General features: G+C 69.4%; 11 protein-coding genes. 8 read left to right on the plus strand and 3 right to left on the minus strand.

Annotated features, from left to right (window positions below; translation table 11 throughout):
- The first annotated feature begins 85 nt into the window (after positions 1-85).
- The 3 genes from ACZ3IL_RS26890 to ACZ3IL_RS26900 all read left to right on the plus strand — a co-directional run bounded on the left by ACZ3IL_RS26890 (position 86) and on the right by ACZ3IL_RS26900 (position 9,583).
- The gene (locus ACZ3IL_RS26890; protein ID WP_467394329.1) at positions 86-1,333 is read left to right on the plus strand and encodes a serine/threonine-protein kinase; all 1,248 of its coding nucleotides are present in this window, start codon (positions 86-88) and stop codon (positions 1,331-1,333) included.
- A gap of 83 nt (positions 1,334-1,416) precedes the next feature.
- On the plus strand, positions 1,417-4,374 hold the full coding sequence (locus ACZ3IL_RS26895; protein ID WP_467394331.1) for an SNF2-related protein: 2,958 nt from the start codon (positions 1,417-1,419) through the stop codon (positions 4,372-4,374).
- Between the two features lie 13 nt (positions 4,375-4,387).
- Positions 4,388-9,583, plus strand: coding sequence for a class I SAM-dependent DNA methyltransferase (locus tag ACZ3IL_RS26900; protein WP_467394333.1), 5,196 nt, complete (start codon positions 4,388-4,390; stop codon positions 9,581-9,583).
- A gap of 51 nt (positions 9,584-9,634) precedes the next feature.
- Here ACZ3IL_RS26900 and ACZ3IL_RS26905 read toward each other — a convergent pair whose 3' ends face one another.
- Entirely contained in the window at positions 9,635-9,838 is a 204-nt protein-coding gene (locus ACZ3IL_RS26905; protein ID WP_467394335.1) for a DUF397 domain-containing protein, read from the minus strand.
- On the minus strand, positions 9,835-10,692 hold the full coding sequence (locus ACZ3IL_RS26910; RefSeq protein ID WP_467394337.1) for a helix-turn-helix domain-containing protein: 858 nt from the start codon (positions 10,690-10,692) through the stop codon (positions 9,835-9,837). The genes ACZ3IL_RS26905 and ACZ3IL_RS26910 overlap by 4 nt, the downstream gene beginning before the upstream one ends.
- A gap of 149 nt (positions 10,693-10,841) precedes the next feature.
- On the opposite strand from ACZ3IL_RS26910, the gene ACZ3IL_RS26915 reads away from it, so the two are divergent.
- The 3 genes from ACZ3IL_RS26915 (at position 10,842) to ACZ3IL_RS26925 (ending at position 15,652) form a co-directional block, all read left to right on the plus strand.
- On the plus strand, positions 10,842-11,282 hold the full coding sequence (locus tag ACZ3IL_RS26915) for an ATP-binding protein (RefSeq protein ID WP_467394339.1): 441 nt from the start codon (positions 10,842-10,844) through the stop codon (positions 11,280-11,282).
- Positions 11,283-11,384: 102 nt separating this feature from the next.
- Entirely contained in the window at positions 11,385-11,786 is a 402-nt protein-coding gene (locus ACZ3IL_RS26920; protein ID WP_467394341.1) for an effector-associated constant component EACC1, read from the plus strand.
- Positions 11,783-15,652 (plus strand): caspase, EACC1-associated type, encoded by a 3,870-nt coding sequence (locus tag ACZ3IL_RS26925; RefSeq protein WP_467394343.1) that lies wholly within the window; start codon positions 11,783-11,785, stop codon positions 15,650-15,652. Before ACZ3IL_RS26920 ends, ACZ3IL_RS26925 begins: the two co-directional genes overlap by 4 nt.
- 18 nt (positions 15,653-15,670) lie before the next feature.
- Here ACZ3IL_RS26925 and ACZ3IL_RS26930 read toward each other — a convergent pair whose 3' ends face one another.
- Entirely contained in the window at positions 15,671-16,717 is a 1,047-nt protein-coding gene (locus ACZ3IL_RS26930) for a beta family protein (RefSeq protein ID WP_467394345.1), read from the minus strand.
- Positions 16,718-16,974: 257 nt separating this feature from the next.
- On the opposite strand from ACZ3IL_RS26930, the gene ACZ3IL_RS26935 reads away from it, so the two are divergent.
- Together ACZ3IL_RS26935 and ACZ3IL_RS26940 are read left to right on the plus strand one after the other, a co-directional pair.
- On the plus strand, positions 16,975-18,207 hold the full coding sequence (locus ACZ3IL_RS26935; protein WP_467394421.1) for an AAA family ATPase: 1,233 nt from the start codon (positions 16,975-16,977) through the stop codon (positions 18,205-18,207).
- 44 nt (positions 18,208-18,251) lie between these two features.
- Positions 18,252-18,854: a hypothetical protein gene (locus ACZ3IL_RS26940; RefSeq protein WP_467394347.1), complete on the plus strand. Its 603-nt coding sequence runs from the start codon at positions 18,252-18,254 to the stop codon at positions 18,852-18,854.
- Positions 18,855-18,903: the final 49 nt, after the last annotated feature.

Genomic DNA, 18,903 nt, shown 5'->3' on the forward strand with positions numbered 1-18,903 from the left:
GGGTCCGATCCCCGCACGGATACGGTGTGCGGTACGAGCGGACACGTCAGTTCTGTCCCTCCATGTCCGAGCAGAAAGGCCCCTTGTGCACATCGCCCCTCTGAGCCCGCACGATCCCGCCGAGCTGGGCGGCTACGAGCTGCTCGGCCGTATCGGGCACGGCGGCATGGGGCAGGTGTACCTGGGAGAGTCCCCCGGCGGGGAGCCCGCCGCCGTCAAGGTGATCAAGCCGTCGGTCGTGGACTTCGAGACCCGGCAGCGCTTCGCCCAGGAAGTGGAGATCCTCAAGACGATCTGGGGCGCGCGGATCGCGGCGCTCCTGGACGCCGACGCGGAAGCCGATCCGCCGTGGCTCGCGACCGAGTACATCGAGGGTCTGGACCTGAGCCGGCACGTGGCACGCCACGGCCCGCTCCCCTCACTGCTCGCCGCCTCCCTCGGAGCGACCCTCGCCGAGGCACTCGCGACCGTGCACAAGCAGGGTCTGCTGCACCGTGACCTCAAGCCCGCCAACGTGCTCCTCGGCCCCAACGGGCCGAAGATCATCGACTTCGGGCTCGCGGTCTTCGCCGAGTCGAGCGTCTCCCTGACCGCGCCCAACACCGTGGTCGGCACCCCGTCGTGCATGCCGCCGGAGCAGGCGAGGGGCGACCGGCCGCTCACGCCGGCGGTCGATGTGTACGCGCTCGGTGCCGTGATGCTGTTCGCCGCTTCTGGCCACTTTCCGTACCAGGCGGCCAACATCCACGTCCTCTTCCACCAGGTCACCGACCCCGAGACGGCTCCGGATCTTTCGGGGGCGCCCGACGAGCTGGTGCCGCTGCTGACCGCGATGCTGGCGCACGAGGCCGAGGACCGGCCCGCTCTGAGCGACGTCGTGCAGCAGTGCCGCACCGTGATCGAGGCGCAGGGCTTCAAGGTCGCCCAGGCACGGCGTCGGCTCACGACTCACACGGCTGCCCCCTCGCACATGCTGGACGATCTGCTGCCCACGGTCGCCGCACCTCCCCCGCCTGTCGCCCCGGACGACCTGCCGGACACGGTGCCGGACGCGTCGCCTCAGGCGACGACCGTCGTGCTCCCCTCCACCGCCCCTGAGCCGGTCCCGACCCTCGTCGACCGTCCCGCCCCACCCTCCGACTCCCCCACGGCCGGGCACCCGGCCGCTCCGGCCTCTCCTGAGCCCGCCACAGCCGCGGACGGCCCCTCGGCCTCCCGGTCGGCCATCTCCGGACCGGCCCGCGGCAGCTCCGGAGGACGTCGGCACTCCACCCAGGCCCGGATCACCGCACAGCGGCTCCGCGAGGTCTACGCGGCGCACTCGGCGTTCTGACACCGGCGGCCCCGCGATACCAGCGGACCCGCGATACTGGAGGGCCTGCCACATCCGTCACGAAACACCACAGGAGGCCACGGGTGACCGCCGTCCAGACCAGCCCCGAGCAGAACGGCGACGCATCGGACGCGGCAGGGCAGGAGCAGTTCCCGGCAGGCGCGCAGGTGCTCGTACGCGACGAGGTGTGGCTGGTCAGGAACGCGACGCCCACCAGGGACGACGGCACCCGCGTGGAAGTGGTCGGGGTGTCCGACTTCGTCCGGGACCAGGAGGCCGTGTTCTTCACACGCCTTGACACCATCGAGCTGATCGACCCGCGGGACACCCGGCTGATCGCGGACGACTCCCCGAACTACCGGCGCTCCCGACTGTTCCTGGAGGCCGTACTGCGCCGTACGGCCCTGCCCCAGTCGGAGCGACGGCTCGCGCTCGCCGACTCGTTCCTCCTGGATTCGCTCCCCTACCAGCGCCGTCCCGCCGAGCTCGCGCTCTCCGGCGCCAATCTGCGTCCGCGGCTGCTGATCGCGGACGTGGTGGGTCTGGGCAAGACGCTGGAGATCGGTCTGACGCTCGCCGAGCTGATCCGCCGCGGCCGGGGCGAGCGCATCCTCGTCGTCACGCCCCAGCACGTACTGGAGCAGTTCCAGCACGAACTGTGGACACGGTTCGCCATCCCCCTGGTCCGTCTGGACTCGGTGGGCATCGAGCGGATCCAGCGGGAGATCCCCGCCGGACGGAACCCGTTCACGTTCTTCAAGCGCGTGATCGTCTCCATCGACACGCTCAAGAACACCGACCAGTACCGCCATCACCTGGAGCAGATCCGCTGGGACGCGGTCGTCATCGACGAGTCGCACAACCTGATCAACCGTGGTTCCCTGCGCAACCAGCTCGCCCAGACCCTGGCGCCGCGCACCGACGCCCTGATCCTCGCCTCCGCCACCCCGCACAACGGCGACGCGAAGTCGTTCGCCGAGCTGATCGGCCTGCTGGACCCGGCCGCGATCCGCGACCCGGAGAACTACCGCGCCGAGGACATCGAGCACCTCTTCATCCGTCGTACAAAGATCAGCACCGAGGTCCGCGAACAGATGAAGGGGCAGTGGGCGGACCGCGGCCCGTCACAGGCGGTGCACTGCCCGGCCACCCCCGCCGAGGAGAAGATCTTCGAGGAGCTGGCCGCCGTCTGGCTGCCGCATGACGGCCGCCCGTCCGTGAGCTCGGTCCCGCTCTTCCCGTACACGCTCCTGAAGTCCTTCCTCTCGTCCCACGCGGCGCTCAAGGCCACCGTGACCGCCCGCGTGAAGACCCTGGAGAAGAAGGACGACCCGCAAGGCACGGCAGCGGAGCTCTCCGCCCTGCGCCGGCTGACGGAACTGACCGCGGACCTGACCGAGGCGGACTCGGCGAAGTTCGGCGCGCTCGTGGAGCAGCTGAAGGGCATCGGTGTCGGCCCGGCGTCCGTCACCCGCGTCGTCGTCTTCTCCGAGCGCGTCCAGACCCTGGAGTGGCTCGCGACCGTCCTGCCCGCCGCGCTCGGGTTCCGGGGCCGCGCTGCGAAGGAATCCCTCCGCGTCATGCACGGCGGTCTCTCCGACGAACAGCAGATGCAGGTCGTGGAGGAGTTCGGACTCGCCGGCGCTCCGGTACGGATCCTGCTGACGGGCGACGTGGCTTCCGAGGGCGTCAACCTGCACCGCCAGTGCCACCAGCTCGTTCACTACGACGTGCCGTGGTCGCTGATCCGCATCGAGCAGCGCAACGGCCGTATCGACCGTTACGGGCAGGCCCACCCGCCGCAGTTCCGCGCACTGATCCTGACCAGTGGGACAGAGGGCGCGAAGGACGACACCCTGGTCTCCGAGCGGCTCCTGGAGCGGGAGGACCAGGCGCACCGTTCGCTCGGCACCGCCGAGGCCGTCACCGGCCTCTACCGCGCGGAGGCCGAGGAGAAGTCCCTGATCCAGGACCTTCTGCGCGGCAGGACCGTGGACGAGTCCCTCGACGGGCGCCGGTCCGACGCGGACACGGGCACGGAGGCGATGGACGACTTCCTCGCGGACTTCTTCGGTTCGGTCGGCGAGGAGCCGGCGGCGGAGGCCGGTGGTGACGCCGAGAAGTCCTCCCCCGAAGCGCTCGGAGGCGACACGAGTACGAGCACGGCCACGGGCTCCGTACTCCCCCGGCTCTTCGACTCGACCGCCCACTTCCTGGACGAGGCGCTGCGCGAGGTGTACCCGGACGCCCGCGACCGGCTGGACCTCGACCGCGACGAGCAGTCGGGCCTGCTGTCCTTCCGCCCGCCGGCCGACCTCCTCCACCGACTCAAGGCGCTGCCCGTGGACTATCTGCGGGAACAGCGGCTGCGCGAGCGGCTGCTCGTCACCTTCAACCGACGCCTCGCCCAGCATTCGCTCCAGCGGGCCCGCGAAGCGGGTTCCACCTCCAGCTGGCCGGAGATCTCGCTGCTCACCGACCTCCACCCGGTGGTCGAGTGGCTGACGGACAAGGTCCTCGTCCGACTCGGTCGCCAGGAGGCGCCGATGATCACGGCGGGTGTGGCGGAGCCCACCTACCTCGTTCAGGGCGTGTACTCGAACACCCTGGGCAGGCCGACGGTCGTCAAGTGGATGGGCGTGACGCGGAGCGGGGCCGTGGACGACGACATGGTGTCCCTGCTGCGCCGCTCCGGGGTCGGCCCGACGATGGCGAACAAGCTCCGCTACCGGGATCCCGACCCGCTGGTCGCCGCCATTCCGAAGGTACTGGCCGCCGCCGAGGCCTTCATGGAACAGCGCCGCGACGCCTGGGACCGGCCGCTGCGCGAGTCCATCGAGCGCCACAAGCTGCGGCTCGGCGACTGGGAGCAGCCCACCCTCTCGGGCGAGCGCACCAAGCAGCGGCTCACCGACCTCGCCGACGACCTGCTGACCACCGGGCAGAGCCCGATGCTGCGGGTCCTCGCGGTCCTGCTGCCCGACCCCGACGCCCCGCCCGCCGCGTCCGCTTCCCTGTCCTCCGCGCCCGCCGCCCTCTGAGAGAGCCCCTGTCATGACGTACGACTCCCTGGTCAACCGCGGCGACTACTTCTCGGCCCACTACCTCGCCGAGGTGCTGCCCAAGGACCTGAAGACGGGCCTGCTCCAGGCGTGGAAGGAACGGGAGGAGGCCGCCAGGCCGCCGGCCGGCGCGGGCGAAGCCGGCATCGGTGAGGCGGCCCCCGCCGACGATCGGGACACCACACACGAGGACGCCGACAAGGCCCTGCCCGTGACCCCGCGGGCCGGGCTTCGGGCACTGCGCCGCGACTACTTCCGGGCCAGGTCGTTCTTCGCCCTCCCCGAGGACGCCGAGGGCACCGCCTCCACACCCGACACCGGGGACGACTCGGTGACGTACGGCGCCCCCGTCTGGCGCGAGCGGGTGCACGCGCTCAACGCCGAGGTCCTGCGCGCGCTGGGCTACGACGCAAAGGCGGGCACGCTCACCGTGGAGCGGGCCGGCCAGAGCTACGAGGTCACGGTCGCCCACGCCGAGAAGGGCCTCGTCGCGGTCGACTGCGGCTGGGCCGCCGAGGCGGACGCCGCCCTGGATCCCGACGGCCCCGGCCGTCTGCTCGACCCCGTGGCCCTCGACGGCTCGAACAGCCTGGCCACCGGCTCCAAGCTGGCCTCGTTCCTGTTCGCCTGCGACGACGCCCCGCGCTACGTCCTGCTCCTCGTCGGCGGCGTCGTCGTCCTCGCCGATCGCATGGCCTGGGGCGAGGGTCGCTACCTCGCGGTCTCCCTCGACACCGCGCTCCAGCGCAACGACACCCGGGCGGGTGGCGAACTCGACACCGTCGCCGCGCTGTTCGGCGCCGACTCGCTCCGCACCCCCGAGGAAGGCGGCGAGAACCCCCTCGCCGAACTCGTCGGCAAGTCCACCAAGCACGCCGTGGGTGTCTCCGGCGAGCTGCGTGACGGCCTGCGGCTGAGTGTCGAGCTGATCGCCAACGAGGTCCTGGAGCGCCTGCGCGAGCAGGGCATCCGGCCCGAGGACATCGGCGAACTCCCCGAACTGGGTCGCCAGTTGACCCGCGAGTCGCTGCGCTACCTGTACCGCATCCTGTTCCTGCTGTACGCCGAGGCCCGCCCCGAGCTGGGCATCCTGCCGTCCGACTATCCCGAGTACCAACTGGGCTACGGTCTCGGGCGGCTCGGCGAACTCGTGGCGGAGCGGGACCTCGTCGACGAGAAGTCCCGCAGGGGCTTCTACCTGTACGAGTCCCTGGACCTGCTGTTCCGCAAGGTCCAGGACGGCTACCGGCCTCGCCGTACGCACGGCGAGGCGGTCGAGGCGGGGGAGACGGCGGAGGCCGGCGACGTCGTCGGGTCGAAGATCAGCGAAGACCTCGGCCTGCGCTTCGAGCCCCTGCACTCCACACTCTTCGAGCGGGACTCGATCAAGCTGATCGGGGCGGACACCGTCACCGACCCGCGCCACGATGCCGACGAGGCCCACGCCCGGGGCGAGTCCGTCCGCTACCTCGACACCCGGCTCCGTAACGCCACCCTGTACGAGGTCCTGCACAAGCTCATGCTCACCAAGGGCAAGAAGGGCGAGCGCGGCGGCTTCATCTCGTACGCACAGCTGGGCATCAACCAGCTCGGCGCCGTCTACGAGGGCCTGATGTCGTACTCCGGCTTCATCGCGGGCGAGGAACTGTATGAGGTCGCCAAGGGCGGAGACCCGAAGGACGGCTCCTGGCTGGTGCCCAAGTCGAAGTCCAACGAGTACCCGGACTCGGTTTTCGTCCGGCGGCCTGACCGGGACACGGGCGAGGAACTCCGGGTCTGCTACCCCCCCGGTTCGTTCGTCTACCGGCTCTCCGGCCGCGACCGCCAGACCTCGGCCTCGTACTACACCCCGGAATCGCTGACCAAGGTCACGGTGCAGCTGGCCCTCCAGCACCGCCTTGACCAGGACGACATGGTGACCGAGGCGCGGGAGCTCCTCGACTGGAAGATCTGCGAGCCGGCCCTCGGCTCGGGCGCGTTCCTCAACGAGGCGATCAACCAGGTGGCCGCCGAGTACCTGCGCCGGCGCCAGAAGGAACTCGGTCGTTCGATCGACACCGAGCAGTACGCGGTCGAGCTCCAGAAGGCCAAGGCGTACATCGCCCTGCACAACTCGTACGGCGTCGACCTCAACGAGACGGCGGTCGAGCTGGCCGAGGTCTCCCTCTGGCTCAACACCATGCACCCCGGCATGGAGGCCCCCTGGTTCGGCCTCCACCTGCGGCGCGGCAACTCGCTGATCGGCGGCCGGCGCGAGGTGTACGGCCCCGAGCGCCTGAAGAAGGGCGGCTGGCTGGGCACGACGCCGGAGCGCTACCCGCTGTCGGACGCGCAGGCGGGTGTACCACTGCCGGAGGGCGCGGTGCACCACTTCCTCCTGCCCGCGAAGGAGTGGGGCGCGGTCGCCGCCGAGAAGGAGGCGAAGGCGCTGGCCCCGGAGGCCACGAAGGCGCTCGCCTCGTGGCGCAAGGCGGTCACGAAGTCCCCGACGGCGAAGCAGACGGCCCGGCTCCAGGGCCTGGCTCGGCGCGCCGAATACCTGTGGGACCTGGTGGTACAGCGGCTGACGATCTCCGAGCGGGAGATCTCACGGCGCGTGGATGTGTGGGAGGCGGAGCCGGGTTGGCTGCGGTCACCGAAGGAAGCGGTGCCTAGGGAGAAGGTGCTGGGTGATCTGACGGCGCCGGACACCCCGTACTGGCGGCTGAAGAAGCTCATGGACACGTGGTGCGCGCTGTGGTTCTGGCCGGTACAGGAGGTCGGCCTGCTGGACGGGACTGATGGGCAGTACGAGCGGGCGGAGGTCGCGCCTGCGCAGGGCGGTGACGCCGGTGCCGGGGCGGCGGCGTCGGACGTCATCCGTACGTACGAGGAGGTCGACCTCCTCGGCAACGTCACCGTGAAGGAGGTCAAGCGCGGCGACATCGACAAGCGGCGGAAGGGTAAGCGAAAGGGCGAGCAGTCCTTTGCGGGCCAGCGCCGCGAGGTGATCCCGCTGGCGGAGCTTGACGACTGGCTGGACTTCGCCGAGGCGTTGCTGGGTACGCACGACGTGCCGGCGGAGTCGCTGGTCGCGTCCTTCGACTCGCTCGGCGCGCTGGAGCAGTACGAGGACGAGCTCCCGGACTGGATGGGCATGGACCGGTCCTATTGGCTGGAGAGCCGGTTCCCCTGGGTGGGCGTTGTCAGTGATGTTGCGGGGCAGCAGGGTTTCTTCCATTGGGAGTTGGAGTTCGCCCAGGTGTTTGGGGGGATGGGTGGGTTTGACCTGCAGGTGGGGAATCCGCCGTGGGTGCGGCCGCGATGGCAGGAGGATCTGGTTCTGGCCGAGCTCGATCCTTGGTTCGTCCTGGAAGAAAATCCTAGTGCGGCATATTGGCGGTTGCGAAAGGAGGAACTCCTCGACGGCAAGGAGCGCTGCCGGGGCTTCCTACTTGACGAGTTGGCGGTTCATGCAGGGTCCGTCGCCACGTTGGGAAGCCCGGCCTCGTATCCCCTGCTGGTAGGAACGCAGGGCGACCTGTACCGGGCGTTCATGGCACAGGTATGGCAGCACCTGGCTCCCCGTGGGGGCGCGGGGCTACTCCATCCTGACACGCATTTCGGCGGCGTGCGCGAGGGAGCTATCCGGGCTGCCGCGTACCGACACCTCCGAGTGCACGCGCATTTCGTGAACTCATCTAACTGGGCGTTCGAAGACCTGAACCGCTCCCAGGAGTTCGCCATGCATATCTACGGAACATCGCAAGAGCCTGACTTTCTCCATCTCAGCGAGCTTCGTGGCGCCGACGTGTTGCCCGACTCCCTTGCCCACGACAGCAGCGGCGAAGCACCCGGCATCAAGCACAACGGATCCTGGGACGTCCGGCCACACTACGAGCGAGTTGTGCACGTGAATACCGCCCTGCTGGCTGGCTGGCAGGCTCTGACGGGATCAGCAGGAAGCGCCGAAGAGGCTCACCTGCTGTACCCGGTGCTGAGCGGCGAGCAAGGAGCAATCCAGGCGCTAGCGTCCTACAATAAGCACCTCGCCGACTTTCCCTCACTGATCTCCAGCGGATACCACGAGGCGAGCGCCAAGAAGGAGGGGCTGATCCGTTGGGCAAACGAAGCAGTCTCTGATCTCACGGATGCCATCCTTCAAGGGCCACACATTGCCGCAGCGCTTCCCTTCTCTAAGCAGCCGAGGATCCCATGCCGCAGCAATCGAGACTGGGATCCAGTAGCACCAATAGACCTCCCAGAGACGTACGCCCCCGTAACTAACTACCTTCGCGCGACGGACGAAAAGACATTCCTCGCCGCCCAGGATTCCTGGCAGGGAAAGCCGTATACCTCACACTTCCGGCTGGCCTGGCGGAGGATGATTCCTTTCGACAGCAGCCGCTGCCTACATGCCGCACTTCTTCCTCCCGGACCTGCCCACATCCACGCTGTGGAGTCCCTAGTCATGGAGGACACGCGGCTGACGGCGCTCAATGCCGGCTTTTGGGCCTCACTGCCTCTCGACTACATGCTGCGCATCACGGGTCGCTCGAACCTTCATGGCGGTGAGGCCCGCAAGATGCCAGCTCCTGATGCCAAGCACCCGCTGGCCTCAGCCCTCCTGCTCCGAACACTCCGCCTCAATGCCCTCACGAACCATTACGCCCCTCTCTGGGAGGAGCTGTTCGACGCACGCTGGGCGGGCTACGAGGACTGGGCCAACCAGGGTTGGCCCCGCCTGAAGCCCCTGGCTGCCGGCCTCAAGTCGACCTGGGAGTACACCACCCCGCTTCGAGCTGAGGATGAGCGCCGAGCCGCGCTCGTCGAACTCGACGCGCTCGTCTCCGTTTGGCTCGGCATCACCGCCGACCAACTCGTCGCGATCTTCAAGTCGCGCTACCCGCAGCTGCACGATTACGAGGCGAAGACCTGGTTCGACGCCAACGGCCGCAAGATCGCCGAGAACTTCAACACGTACGGCCACGGCCAGACCAAGCAGGACTGGCTGGACTTCGAGGCCCACCTCGCCGACCCCGCCAACACCCCGCCCCCCGCCGGCTACGTCGCTCCCTTCTACAAGGCTGACCGTGAAGCCGAGATGCGAACAGCGCACGCGCACTTCCAAGCGCGGCTGGACGAGGAGATCGCCCTCGGACGGTGGACACCCCCGAAGCGCAAGACGGCTGGGCAGAACACGGCGTGACACGTGACTACCCCGGACCCTCCGAGGTCCGGGGCAGTCACGTTTGTGGTCCTACCGGCTTGCGAAGCCGACGAACGCGATCCAGGCAGATGCTCCGACCACGAGCCCAGGGCGGTTCGCATCCTTGGAGTCGCGGACCTGGACGCTGCCCGGGCATTCAGCCACCTCGACGCACTCGCCGCCAGCGCCACTGCTGTAGCTGCTCGTGAACCAGACCAGCCCACGTTCGGCTTGATCAACATTTGCGAAGGTCATGTCTCTCCCAGCAGCTTCTCAACGAAGGTCAGCGACTCACGCGGAGTGAGCCCTTGCGCCCGGAGAATCCCATATTGTTCTTCGAACTCACGGACCGCGCCCCGCTCCGTGTGGAGGCGGCTTTCTTTGTGTGCTTCCACGTAGGCGATCCTGCGCCCTTCCTTCGTCTCGATCAAGGTGAACGGACCGCCCAGCGCCGCGTGCTCCTCGCGTTCGGTTGGCATCACCTGCAACTCGACGTTGCGCTGCTGCCCGACCAGCAAGATCTGCTCCAGCTGCCCCCGCAGAACAGACGCACCCCCGAGAGGTCGCCGCAGCGTCGCCTCTTCGATGACGAAGCTCAGCGTGGGCATCGGCGTTCGTGCAAGGATGGTCTGCCGTGCCAGACGAGCCGCAACACGCTGAGTCAAGGTGTCCTCGTCCAGCAACGGCCGCCACATCCCGAACACCGCGCGCGCGTACTCCTCCGTCTGCAACAGGCCCGGCACGGCCTGGTTCGCGTACACATGTAGCTCAACCGCCTCCGCCTCAAGCCTCGCCGCATCGCGGAAGAACGCCGGATACTGCGCCCGAGCCACCTCCTCCTTCATCTCTTTCAGGACCTCGCCCGCGTCCAGCAAGTCGTCCGCCTGGTCGATGAACCGAGGCGGCGGCACCCGCCTCCCCTGCTCGTACGCCGCGATCGTCGAGGCGGAGTACCCCAGCCTCGCTCCGAACTCCGGCCGCTCCAGCCCCGCCCGTACCCGGAACCGTTTCAGCTGGCGGCCGAAGACGCGCAGCATCCCCGAGTCCGGCGCAGGGTCGGGGCTCTGGTCGTCCGGGTCGTCGTCCGGTCGCTCGGTGGGTTCGTTCATGCCCGCCATCACCTCCACCCGCCAACGCCGCTCCGCGTCGGCCGTCACGCTCCGCGCCGCTTACACGCCACAACACGTCGCTTACCGCTACCACCCGTAAGCGCGCCGTGTCTTACTCAGCGTAAGCGGGCTGCGGAAGCGTACGCCCCATGAACAGCCAAACTTCCCCCGCACCAGCGGCCCTTGAGTTCTCCATGCGCTTCACGTCCTCGCCCCGCGGCGCCCGTCTCGCCCGTCGGCTCGTCTCCCACCGCCTCGACACCTGGGGCCACCCCTATACCTCCACCGCCAACGAGACACTGACGCTGATCGCCGCTGAGCTCACCAGCAACGCTGTGCGGCACGGTCACGTCGCCGGCCGGGACTTCCACCTCCGGCTGACCGGGACGGCCGACACCCTGCGTATCGAGGTCACCGACACCCGTACCGAGCGCGTACCGCTGCTCTCCTCCCACGAGCCGCCCGGGGACGCCGAGTCGGGGCGCGGGCTGCTTGTCGTGGCCCGGCTGGCGAGCCGGTGGGCCGTCGCGCCGCGCGTCGGCGCTCCCGGGAAGACCGTCTGGGCCGAGCTGTGCGTTTCACGCCAATGACCAGCAGGTTTTCGGAAACCAGCCCACCGCCTGTCAGTGCCTGCCGCTAGCGTCGTCCGTCCGTGTGCGCATCGCACGGGGGAATCCGAGGGGACAGCGAACGTGAGCACCACCCACACCGACCCGGCCGCCGGCTACCGCATCTCCATCGTCGACGAGGATCCGCTGCGCGCCCGGCGCGAAGCCCGCGAGCTGCTCGCCGCCCTCGTCGACACCGACCCGCAGGCCGCGCTCGACGTCCCGGGCAGCCCTGCCAACGGCAACGAAACCGACAAAGGCGGGCCGGTCGCCGATCTCATCGGGCTGGTGTTCAGCGGCGGCTCCTTCGTCGCCGCCGGGATTCAGATCTGGCTGGCCCGCGTACCGCAGCGGACCATCACCATCACCCGGCCCGACGGCGCATCGCTCACCATCTCCGGCAAGCAGGCCCGCGCGGACGACGCGCAGATCGAGCGGTTCCTCAACGGAACCCAGGGCCCGGCGGACGGGCCGGGCGCGGCGTGAGCGACAACGACCGGTACGCCATTCTCATCGGCGTATCCACGTACGACAGCGACCGCTACCACGACCTGCCGCCGGTCCGGGCGGACCTGCACTACATGCAGGCGGTGCTGGAGAGCACCGAGATCGGCATGTACAACGAGTGCGCGATGGTCGCCGAACCGACGCGCGCCGAGATGCTGCACGCCATCGAGGAGTTCCTGGAGGAGCGGCAGGCCAGCGAGACGGCACTGCTCTACTTCAGCGGGCACGGGGAGTTCTGCGAGGCCGACGGCCAGCTGTACTTCCTCACTCGGGACGCCGACCCGGACGACCTGCCGGGCACCGCCGTTCCCGCCGAGTTCCTGGAGCGGATGCTCCAGTCCTGCCGGGCCTCCTCGAAGGTCGTGCTGCTCGACTGCTGCTCCAGCGGCTCCGTCGTCCAGGGATGGACGGCCAAGGGCGCGTCCGACAGCGGCGAACGGCCTGCGCCCAGTACGCTCCTCCGACCGACCGGCGTGTACTTCATCACCGCCTCGGACGCCCTCCAGACCGCCTCGGCCATGGCACCTGCCGGATCCTCCCTCGGCACCTCCCGGTTCACCGGTGAGATCGTCGAGGGGCTGCGCAGCGGGCGGATCAAGGACAGCGGCTGGATCACGCCGGACGACCTCTTCGAGTACCTGACCGCACAGATGGTGCGCAACGGCGTACCCCAGGAGCAGCGCCCCACCAAGTCCACCATCCGTGCGACGCACTCCCTCCCGCTGGCCCGCTCGGTGGCGCGGTCTGTCCAGCTTCCCGACCCTCCGCAGGATGCCGCCGACGGGCCCCGGCCCTCCTCGGCACTGCTGAAAGCACGCCGGCTCGCTGGACAGGACGCCCAGGACGGCGTCGACTGGCAACGCCTCCTGCGCTACTACGCGCACTGTCTGAGCGCACAGGCCGCGTCGGGGATGCTGCCCGACAGGGACAGCAGCCGGGACTCCGCGTACTTCCTCCTGAACCAGGGGCCGGAGACGATCCAGTCCGGACTGGGGTCCGGTCTTCCCGCCCCTCCCCGGCTGCCCAAGCCGAAGAGCACCGGCGCGAAGGTCGACGAGGCCGCACTACAGGAGTACTGGTACGGGTACCCGGCCGTGACCCTGCCCGAGCGCGGCGGGGACGGCCGGCGGCGGGCCGCGGTGCGGATCGCGCCGCTGCTGATACAGCCGATGGAACTCGCGCCCGACGAGAACGGCCGTGACCGGTTGAGCCCGAGCGGCGTGCCCTCGCTGCACACCGGCGTGATCACGGAACTACTGGCGGACGACGACGCCGCCGAGTTGCTGGCCCGCTGGCAGCCGACCTGGCAGGAGGGCAACGGCGCCCAGATGGTCAAGGCGGTGCGGGAACTCCTGACACAGCTCGGGCTTCCGGAGTTGGAACCCCTCGATCTGTCCGCCCTCAGCGAGCGGTCCGTCATGGACTCCCTGCGGCCCGGTGCCCACAACGCAGCCGTCCTCCTCACGCCCACGGGCGTGGAACGGATCGCGACCGAGGCCCTCGTGGACAACCTGCTCCAGATCTCCACGCGCACCCCGCAGATTTCCGGCACCGCGCTCGACGCGCTCCTGACGGGTGGCGGCGACGGCGGGGACAGCGGGCGCGACGCGCCGGTCGTGGTGTCCCCCGGACCGTGCAACGAAAGCCAGGCGCGGGTGATCACATCGGCGATGACCCGGCCGCTCACCGTCTCAACCGGGCCGCCCGGAACCGGGAAGAGCGAAGTAGTGACGGCGGTGGTCGCCACGGCGGTCGCCGCCGGCCAGTCCGTCCTCGTCGCCTCCACCAACAACGAGGCCGTGAACGTGGTGGCCGAACGCTGCGACGCGATCTCCCCCGGGCTGCTCATGCGGACCGGGAACGCCGAAGCCCTGGAGCGCGAGGCCGCGAAGTTGGAACGGCTGCTCGCCCAGCCGGTCGAGGCACCGTCTCGGGGTTCGGCAACCGTGGCGGGCGATCTCAGGAACCGGCACGCCCGAGCCGCCGCGCACGAGGCTGAAGCGGCGCGGCTGGTCGGTGAGGAGGCTCGACTGCTGGAGCTGCTGCGGGGGCGTGCGCGCCGCGCTGACGAACTCGAACTGCCGGTGGAGCTGCTGGAGGGTGCCTGGCCCGAGAGCGGAGTCGCCGCGCTCGTGCGCTGGGAGGAGCGGGCACGGAAGGCCGCCGTCGCCCGGTGGTTCGCCTTCGGCCGCTGGCGCCGAGGACGGGCCCTGTCCGCGTTCGTCGCCTCGGCCGGGGAGGCCCCGGTGAGCCCCTGGCCGGCCTGGGCCACGGAGCGGCCCGTGCCACCCGAGCTCCTGCTCGGCCTCGCGGAGGTCGCGGCCGTGGAAGGAACGCTCAGGGGCCTCGTACCGCAGCATCTCTCTCGGGACGAGGAAGCGCTGAAGCAGGCGCGTCTGGAGAGCGGTGCCGGCCTGTCGGAGACGTCGGGGGAGCTCGCCCAAGCGGTGGCCGCGGAGGCCATGGTCCGCGGGCGTTCGCTGATGGGGCAGCGGCTCCAGGCCCTGCGCCGACGCTCCGGCTTCTGGAAGAGCCAGCGCAATCTGATGGCGCACCTGAAGGGGTGGGCCATCAGCACCCACTCGGTTCGCCAGCTCGAACTCACCCCGGAGCTCTTCGACCTCGTCGTGATCGACGAGGCGAGCCAGTGCTCGATCCCCTCGGTGCTGCCGCTGCTGTTCCGGGCGAAGCGGGCGCTGATCATCGGCGACCCCATGCAGCTCGGGCACATCCCTGGCATCACAGCGCAGCAGGAGCGGCAGGCCCGCGTCCGGGCGGGGCTGAGCGCCGCGCAGTTGGAGGACCATCGGCTCACGTACCACGTGTACGCCTCGTACCACGCGGCCGCGCAGCACGGCGAGGCAGCGCTGCTCCTGGACGAGCACTACCGGTGCCATCCGGCGATCGCTGACGTGGTCAACGGCTACTGCTACGCAGGACAGTTGCAGGTCCTCACCGACGTCCGGAGGCAGGTCCCGGCGCTCGATCCGGTCGGGCTGAGCGATCCAGCTCCCGCGCTGGGCTGGGTCGACGTGCCGCACGGTGAGTCCGCGCGGGGCGGGGGCGGTCAGTCCTGGCGCAACCCGGCGGAGGCGGCGCAGGTGCGGGAGACGGTGGACGAGCTGCTCGCACGGCTTCCCGAGGATGCGACGGTCGGTGTCGTGACACCGTTCCGTGCCCAGAAGGAGGCACTGGCGCGAGTGTGGGCGGACGACGACCGCGTGCGGGTCGGTACCGTGCACGCCTTCCAGGGCGGGCAGCGGGACGTCATGGTCCTGAGTCCGGTGGCCACCGGCAACACCCCTCCCCGTACGACGCACTGGGTGGCAAGTCAGGTCAACCTGTGGAACGTCGCCGTCACGCGGGCGAAGTCGCAGCTGATCACGGTGGGCAGCCATGCCTTCTGGCAGGGGCAGGCAGGACTTCCGGCGCTCCTCGCGGAGCGGTCGGAGGTACTGGGCGCGGGGTCCTCGGCGGATCGGGGTACGGCCTTCGGGGCGGAGACCCGGTCCGGGTTCCGTGAGGAGCTCGCGGATCGGCTCCAGGAGTACCTCGGTCGGCGCGGCATCACCGATCTGGAGCGCGCGGCGATGGTCGGCGGTCACACCGTCGACCTGCTGTTCACCGCGGAGGGGGCCAACACTGCGGTCCTCATCGACACCGGCCCCGAGCACGACCAGGACCCGGCTCGCCACCTCCGGTTGACACACGCGCGCGGCGACCTGCTGCCGGGGTTGCCGTCCGGCGGCTCCGGGGCGAAGTCCGGGCCGGTGACACGGACGGTCCGGGTGCCGGCGTGGCGGATCCTGGCCGGTGACGCGATGCTGGAGCCGCTCTTCGTCTGAGTCCGTGCCGCCGCCGGGTCAGGTTCGCAGGCTCCGGACGACGTACGTCATGTGCTGGACGTTGCCCGTTTGCAGCCAGACCGCCGCGTTTCCGGTGCCTTGCGGGCCCTGGCCTCGCGCGCAGTCACGCAGCCAGGTCTCGCCCGCGCCGGCCGCCGCACCGCGGAAGTCCGGCAAGGCGAGGATCTCCTGTGCGCCGGCGCGGATGGCGGCGGCCCGGTCGTCGCCTCGCGTCGGGACCTTCACGAGGACGAACGAATCGTCAGTGGTGTACCGCAGCACGCCCCAAGGCGGGCCGCCGTTGCCGGAGGAGGGTCCGCGAGTGATGCCTCGGGTGGAGTCGATGCCGTAGTCACCGTACGCAAGTCGGCGAACGAACTCGCGGGTGCTGCTGGTCAGCTCGCGCCAGGCGAGCCAGTCCCAGCGGGGCTCCACGGCCGTGCCGTATTCCAGGAGTCGGGCCGTCACGTCGGGGAAGCCGCCGCCCAGGACGGCGGCCGTCCGCCACGGCATCAGTGGTACCAAGGCATCGAGTGCGCGCAGCGACTCCTTCGCGGCGTCGGGCCGGTCGACGCGCACGGCGCCCAGGTCAAGCAGGAGGTCCGCCTCGACGGCGGGATCGATACGGGCGACCAGATCACGGACACCATGGCCGAAGGCGTCGTCCCACTCGCCGGGCATCATGACGCGTATGGCGAACCCGTTCCCCGTGGACCGGGCGTGCTCCAGCGTCGCGGTCTGGTGCTCCTCAGGACGCTCGGGACCAGTCACGGGGCGCAGCGGGCTCAGTTCGGCATCCGCAGACAGCACATCCGCCAGGACCGACAGTTGTGCCTCGTCGGCGAACGGGGCATCGACCCAGGCAGGATGGTGGCGCTGGACTCTGCTCACGTCGCGTACGTCCTTCCGTACGTCCGTGGCGAGTACATCAGGGTGCAGGCCTGCGCGGGGCGGAATGTTCCACAGTGGCACGACAGCCGCTTGGACGGCTGGGCTCAGCTGCCGGTACGCCTGACGAGCGTGCGGCTTCGCCGGCAGGACGGGAACGTACAGCGGTCCGGACATGGCGACTCCCCCTCGGCTCAGCCCGCGTCCACTTCCCTCGCGCTTCTCCCTCGTTCTTTCTTGGTAGCTGCTTCAGGATCCGTCGCGTTGCCGCTGCGCGTAATGACGCCTTTTCAGCCTTCATGGCTGGAACGTTCAAGAACCTGGTAGCGCTGTGACCAGCGAGGTACTGTTCGTGAAGCTCGGCAGCCGAACCCCACCACGTCTGCACGTACATGACCGTGCGTCTGCCGTGGCACCGCTTGTCGACCACGGCCGTGCTGCGCCCGGCTGCTCCACGATTGGGCACGCGTTTGAACCACCGGATTCTCGGACTGACGGTCCGGAACTTCCGCACCCTGACGGACGTGAAACTGCCGCTGGGCCCGCTGACGGTCATGGTCGGCCCCAACGCCGCGGGCAAGTCGAACGTCCTGCACGCCCTGAACTTCCTCGGCGATGTGTCCCGTGAGGGGATCGAACCGGCGCTGGACGCCCAGGGCGGATTCGATGTGCTGGCCTTCCGCGGAGGCCCGAGGCCGGTGTCACGGATATCGGTCGGCATCGAGGGCATCTGGTCGGACTTCGCCTCGGAGGAGGAGCCCGACCGGTACGAGCTGAGCATCTCCCGCCCCCGGCTGCCGGAGGGCTCCCGTCGGAGCCACACCATGTACCGGCGTGAGCGGTTCACTCAGCACCCCGAAGCCGGGGCTCCCACCTCGGCCGAGTTGGCGGGCGACCGCCTGACCCTTACAGGCCCTGTGGAAGCCCAGGGCGTAGCCGTCGGACGCATGGCGTCCGGCCTGCATCAGTCATGGGCGGCTCCCGGTCTCCCGTCCCCCGAAGCGGCCGTCGGCGATCTGCCGCGCCACCTCCGGCAGATCCGGGTCTTCGACCCCGACGTCCGGGCCGCCCGTAAGCCTTGGGGAATCACCGAATCCGGCCGCCGCCTGGAGAACGACGCCTCCAATCTCGCCGACTTCCTCAAGACGCTCAAGGATGACGGTGAAGCCTGGGCCATGCTCCTGGAGGATGTCCGCACGGTGGTTCCGCAGATCAGCGACATCCACCTCGTGGACGTGCCGGGCGAGGCGGGACGTCTCGCGGTGGAGCTGGAAGAAACCGGGCTCCGCGGGCGCACGCGCCTGACGGAGGCATCATGGGGAACCGTCCGGATCCTGTGCCTGCTGGCGATCTTCCACGATCCGGAACCGCCACTGCTGACCTGTATCGAAGAGATCGATCACGGCATCCACCCCCATGCCCTGAGCCTGCTCGTCGGCCGGCTCCGCGAGGCGACCACCCGCAGCCAGTTCCTGGTGACCACCCATTCGCTCGTCGTCCTCAATGACCTGGAACCGGAGGAACTCGTCGTCTGCGAGCGTCGCGACAGCGGCGCCTCGGTCATCCCCGCACGCCGTCCCAAGGACATCCAGCGGATCATCGAGAAGTCCGAGTACGAGCCGATCGGTGAGCTCTGGTACTCCGGGGCCCTGGGCGGTGGCCTGTGAGCCGCGGATCCACGCCGTCCCGGCGGCGTCGCCCGGTCATCGTGGTGGCCGGAGAGGGAGACTACGACCGCAAGGTCCTTCAGCACCTGCTCCCCGCCCTGCACCCGGGCGAATGCCCCGAGGTACGCATGCTGAAGAAACCCATCCGCCTGGCTCGGGCGCAGTCCAAGCTCCATCCCCGGCTCCAGGACATCAAGAAGTACGCCAACGCTCTGGCCGACACGGCCGAGCTCGCCGGCATCGTGATACACGCCGACCTCGACGGCGTCGCCGACGAGTCCTACGACAAACTGCGACGCCGCCTCTGCGAGGAGATGAACGGCGTCTTCAAGGGCACTCCCACGGCTCTGGCTCTGGCCGCCTACGAGATCGAGGCCTGGCTCATGCTGTTCCCCGATGCCTTCACCGCGCTCCATCCCGGTTGGAAGCTCAAGGCGGCGGACTGTCGGCGCGACCTCGCCAAGCTGGAGAAGGCGAAGGAGCACCTCATGAAGAACCTTGGGAAGCCCGACTACCGTGAATCACACGCGCCCCAGATCATGGAGAAGGCTGTCGAGGGCGGTCACGTGTCTCACAGGCCCACCGGCAACAACCGCTCCTTCCTGGACTTCGCGAAGGACATCGCGGCCTGGCACGAGGCGGCATAGCCCCACGTCACCAGGGACGTAGGAACCTCTATACGGTGGTATCGATCAT

It is taken from the genome of Streptomyces sp. NPDC014907, from assembly GCF_055562975.1.